The following is a 5,026-nucleotide window of genomic DNA, read 5'->3' as shown; positions in this document are numbered from 1 at the left end:
CTGCAGCAGAAGCAGGTCAAGCGTATCGGTCTGCTCGTACAGCCGACCGGCAAGTGACTTCATGTCCGCGCAGACCGTTGACACGCTGACACGACCGGCACCGGACGAGCAGGCGAAATGGAGCTCGCTGGCGCTCTCGGCGCTCGTGCATCTGCTCTTGATCGGCGCACTGTTCGTCGGCATGCAGTGGAAAAGCAAGCCACCGTCGTCGGTCGAGGTCGAGGTCTGGCGCGCGCCGCCCGCCCCCCTCGCCGCGCCGCGGCTGGAAAAGGCGGCCGACGAACGCCCCGAACCCCGCCAGCCTCCCCCGCCCGCAGTCAGGCCTGAGCCCAGACTGAAGCCGGAGCCCAAGCCGGAGCCGAAACCCGAAGTGAAACCGGAGGCGAAGCCTGAACCCAGGGCGGCGGCCAAGGTGCCGGCCAAACCCGAAACGCGCGCCCCCGTTCGGCCCGACATCGCGCTGAAGGACGAACGCAAGCCAAAAGAGCTGCCGAAGAAGGAGGAAGACAAGCCCAAGGAGACAAGCCGCAAGGAGCCTCCGAAGGCGAAGGAGCAGCCGCCCAAGGAGGAGGCGAAAGCCAAGGCAAGCACGAAGAAGGACGAGGCGAAGCCGAAGGAGCCTGAGCGGAAGGACGATCAACGCGTCCGCGAACAGCCGCGCAAGGAAGAGGTCAAGAAGCCGCCGCCCGAACGCGCGCCAAGTTTTGGCGAGGCGTTGGAACGTGAACAGAAGGAGCTGCAGCAGCAGAAGGCGGCGCAGAAGGCGGTGGCCGATCAGCGCGCGCGCGCCGAGGCCGAGGCGCGCCAGATGAGGCAACTGCAGGCGGAACAGAAAGCAAGCGAAAACAAGCGCGCGCTCGCCGAGTACATCGATCGGGTGCGCGGCAAGATTCGTGGCAACATCTCGCTGCCGCCCGGTATCCAGGGCAATCCCGAAGCGATTTTCGAGGTCACACAACTGCCGACAGGCGAGGTGCTCGAGGTCAAGGTGCGGCGGTCGAGCGGCAACCCGGCGCTGGATACGGCGGTCGAACGCGCCATCCGAAAATCATCGCCGCTGCCCAAGCCGGCGCAGCCGGAGCTGTTCGAGCGCATCCTCAAGATCCCGTATCGGCCGCGTGACGAGTAGTTCGCCGGCCGACTTCAGCCAGCGTGCGGCTTCCTGCTCCAGTGCCGAATACGCGACACGCGCGGGGGCTGCGATGGGCGCGTTGGCCGGCCTGCGGTGGCGATCGATCGGGGGTTTGGGCGACGATATAACGTTTCGTTACAAAGCCGCCGGCTACGGAGGCGATATAATCGCGTATTCAGTACTGGACTACGCCATGTTGGGAATAGGGCTCAAACTACGTCGCATGGGTCTGCTCGTGGTCAGCGCGCTGGCTCTATTGCAGGCTCCCGCGCGGGGCGAGCTGACCATCGAGATCACCGGTGCCGGTGCCAACCGTATCCCGGTGGCGATTGCCGATTTTGCCGGTGACGCTGCGTCGGCACGCGTCGTCACCTCGGTCATCCGCGCCGACCTGGAGCGCAGTGGTCTGTTCAAACTGATCGAGACCGGTGGCGCAGTGGTCAGCGAGACATCGCCACCCGCCTACGACGAGTGGCGAAGCCGTGGCGCCGATGCGCTTGCCGGGGGGACGCTCGGCGAAGGGGCGGACGGTCGCCGCGAAGCGCGTTTCCGCTTGTACGATGTGGCCAAACAGGGCGTCCTCGCCGGTTCAGCCTACATCACCTCACGCACCATGCTGCGCGCCACCGGGCATCGCATCGCCGATGTCATCTACGAGAAGCTGACCGGTGAGCCCGGCATCTTTTCGACGCGCGTCGCTTACGTCGTGCGGGCGAGTGCGGCGCGTTACGAACTGCACGTTTCCGATGCCGACGGACAGAACGCGCAGGTTGCGCTGATTTCCAAGGAGCCGATCATTTCGCCCACCTGGTCGCCGGATGGCGGGCGTCTGGCGTATGTTTCCTTCGAAAACAAGAAGCCCGTGGTCTATGTGCACTCGCTGGCCTCGGGCAAGCGAATCGTCGTCGCCAATTTCAAAGGATCGAACTCGGCTCCCGCCTGGTCGCCCGATGGGCGCAAGCTGGCTGTCGTGCTGAGCAAGGACGGCGGATCGCAAATCTTCACGGTGAATGCCGACGGTTCGGGCGTGCAGCGGCTGACGACGGTGAACTCGATCAACACCGAGCCTTGCTTTTCTCCTGATGGACAGTACGTTTACTTCACTTCCGATCGTGGTGGCAGTCCTCAGATTTACCGTGTTGGCGCAGCCGGTGGTGATGCCCAGCGAGTCAGCTTCGAAGGTAGCTACAATGTGACGCCGCGCATCTCGCCGGACGGCCGGACGATGGCCTTCATCAGCCGGCGCGATGGCGGTTTTCGGCTCGCCGTGATGGACTTGGCGAGCAAGCAGGTGCAGGTGCTGACCGACTCGCACAAGGACGAATCGCCGACCTTTTCGCCGAACGGGCGGATGATTCTGATCGCGACCGAAAACGGCGGGCGAGGTGTTCTGTCTGCGGTGTCGATCGATGGCCGCATCAAGCAGCGCCTGTCGATCGGCGCCGGTGACGTGCGTGAACCGGCCTGGAGCCCGTTCAGCAAATGACCTTGATGATGCTTCATTCCAATTGGGAAAATACTGCAGGAGAAATTTCATGAAATCATTCGCCGTCCCGGCCCTTCTGGCCCTTCTGCTGGCCGCCTGCAGCTCGACGCCGGAAAGCGGCGACCAGGCGACCGGCGCTCCGGTCGAAACGCGTGGCGGATCGGGCGGGGTCACCACGGTGACGACGAGCGGGGTGGAAAGCCGCGGATTGCCAGCGGTGCTGACCGACCCGAAGAGCATCCTGTCGAAACGCAGCATTTACTTCGATTTCGACAGCTATGAAGTGAAGAGCGAATACAAGGATCTGGTCACCGCGCACGCCAAATTCCTGACCGAGAACCGCCAGTTCAAGATGTTGATCCAGGGCAATACCGACGAGCGCGGCAGCCGAGAGTACAACCTGGCGCTGGGGCAAAAGCGTGCCGATGCGATCAAGAAGATGCTGGCTTTGCTCGGTGTGCGCGAGGATCAGCTCGAATCGGTCAGTCTGGGCGAAGAAAAGCCGAAGAACGACGGGCACGACGAAGCGGCCTGGGCGCAGAATCGGCGCGGCGACATGCTGTATAGCGGCGAGTTCTAGAATGGCGAGCGGGCAACTGAGCGGGCGGGCGCGGCCAGGCTTGGCTGGCGCGCTGGCGGTTGGTCTGCTCGCGGCCGTGTTTGCGTTGCCGGCGCGCGCCGGACTGCTGGACGACGACGAGGCGCGACGCCAGATCCGGGATCTGTCGATCAAGACCAATGAGCGCCTCGATACGCTGTCCAAAGGGCAAATCGAACTCGCCAACCAGATCCAGGCCTTGCGCGAAGAGAACGCCCGCCTGCGCGGACAGGTCGAGACGCTCACCTATGAACTCGAGTCGGCAAGAAAGCGGCAGCAGGATTTCTACGTAGACCTTGACGGCCGTTTGCGCAAGCTCGAACAGGGGCCCAGTGTGGACGCAAAACCGAGCGAGGAAAGCAAGCCGCTTGCCGAAACGCCGCGCAAGCCGGCCAGCGATCCGGCTGCCGAGACGCGTGAGTACGAATCGGCGCTCAATCTGTTTCGGGCGAACAAGCTCAAGGAGGCAGCGGCAGCCTTCGACACCTTTGCTCGCGCCCATCCCGAAAGCACGCTGACTCCCGGTGCGTACTACTGGTCTGGCAACGCGCACTATGCGCTGCGCGATTGCCGCAAGGCGAGCGAAGCGCACCGCGTGGTCGTCACCAAATGGCCGGCCAACGCCAAGGCGCCCGACGCCTTGTTGAATATTGCTGTCTGTCAGCAGGAACTCGGCGACAGCAAGGGCGCGCGCGCATCGCTCGAAGCGCTGGTCGCCAAGTACCCGGACAGTTCAGCCGCCGGCACTGCTCGCCAGCGCCTGAAGAAATAGGCGGGTGAAGGAATCGGCGCCGGCTCAGGGCCTGAAGGTCAGCGAGATCTTCCTCTCCCTGCAGGGAGAAAGCTCGCGTGTTGGTCTGCCAACGGTTTTCGTCCGCCTGACCGGATGTCCGCTGCGTTGCCGCTGGTGCGACACGACGTATGCGTTCACCGGTGGCAAGGCGATGTCCTTGCCGCAAGTGCTTGCAGAAGTTGAAGCTTGCGGCGTTCGCCAGGTCTGCGTGACCGGCGGAGAACCGCTTGCCCAGCCGGCGTGCCGGCCGTTGCTCGCGGCGCTTTGCGCGGCCGGCTACGCCGTTTCGCTCGAAACCTCCGGGGCAATCGATATCGCCGGCGTCGATCCGCGCGTCGCTCGTGTTGTCGACCTGAAGGCGCCCGGCTCGGGGGAATTCGCGCGCAACTTTTGGCCGAACATCGAGCGCCTGGTGGCGAACGACGAAGTCAAATTCGTCCTCAGTGACCGTGCCGACTACGAGTGGGCGCGCCAGCTCATCGCGGAGCAGCGTCTGTCCGAGCGCTGCCCGATCCTCTTCTCGCCGGTCGCCGACGAACTTCCGGCGGCAACCCTGGCCGACTGGATTGTCGCCGATCGCCTGCCCGTGCGCTTGCAGATCCAACTGCACAAGCTGCTTTGGGGTAACATGCGGGGCAGATAAGCCGAGGGAGTTCACGCCTTGCCAGAAGAACGCCGACGCCACAAGCGCATAAACTTTCACTCCACCGCCCAGCTGAGCGTGTCCGGCGAGTCGCACTCGGTGCGCGTCGAGGACTTGTCGCTCAAAGGGGCGCTGATCGAGCGGCCGCCGATTCCCGGTCTGTCGCCCGGTGCGGACTGTCGGCTCGTGCTCACCCTGGGAGCAGAACAGTCGATCGAGCTGCAGGGAGTTGTCGCACATCTTGATGCGCGACGAATCGGCATGCTCTGCCGGGTGATCGACATTGACAGCGCGACGCATCTGCGCCGCCTGGTCGAGCTCAACCTGGGCGCTTCGCACCTGCTCGACCGGGAACTGTCAGCCCTGCTCGAGGA

At 64.2% G+C, this 5,026-nt stretch carries 6 protein-coding genes; all 6 read left to right on the top strand.

Translation table 11 applies throughout. The features are described from left to right. The first annotated feature begins 61 nt into the window (after positions 1 to 61). Complete coding sequence (tolA, locus tag RKP46_RS02815) at positions 62 to 1,129, top strand: cell envelope integrity protein TolA (RefSeq protein WP_311105214.1); 1,068 nt, start codon at positions 62 to 64, stop codon at positions 1,127 to 1,129. 196 nt (positions 1,130 to 1,325) lie between these two features. Next, positions 1,326 to 2,618, top strand: a complete 1,293-nt coding sequence (gene tolB / locus RKP46_RS02810) for a Tol-Pal system beta propeller repeat protein TolB (RefSeq protein WP_409194096.1) — start codon at positions 1,326 to 1,328, stop codon at positions 2,616 to 2,618. Positions 2,619 to 2,667: 49 nt separating this feature from the next. Continuing rightward, positions 2,668 to 3,198 (top strand): peptidoglycan-associated lipoprotein Pal, encoded by a 531-nt coding sequence (gene pal, locus RKP46_RS02805; protein ID WP_311105213.1) that lies wholly within the window; start codon positions 2,668 to 2,670, stop codon positions 3,196 to 3,198. 1 nt (position 3,199) lies between these two features. Next, positions 3,200 to 3,988 carry a tol-pal system protein YbgF gene (gene ybgF / locus RKP46_RS02800; RefSeq protein WP_311105212.1) on the top strand — a complete coding sequence of 263 codons (789 nt, stop codon included), beginning with the start codon at positions 3,200 to 3,202 and terminating at the stop codon, positions 3,986 to 3,988. A gap of 4 nt (positions 3,989 to 3,992) precedes the next feature. After that, positions 3,993 to 4,652 (top strand): 7-carboxy-7-deazaguanine synthase QueE, encoded by a 660-nt coding sequence (gene queE / locus RKP46_RS02795; RefSeq protein ID WP_311105211.1) that lies wholly within the window; start codon positions 3,993 to 3,995, stop codon positions 4,650 to 4,652. A gap of 78 nt (positions 4,653 to 4,730) precedes the next feature. Next, the coding region (locus RKP46_RS02790; RefSeq protein ID WP_311105210.1) for a PilZ domain-containing protein at positions 4,731 to 5,026 on the top strand (296 nt) is incomplete at its 3' end.

It is taken from the genome of Accumulibacter sp. (assembly GCF_031732815.1).
Taxonomy (GTDB): Bacteria; Pseudomonadota; Gammaproteobacteria; order Burkholderiales; family Rhodocyclaceae; genus Accumulibacter.
Note: the sequence above shows the minus strand (reverse complement) of the source record. Positions and strands in the feature narration are given on the sequence as shown.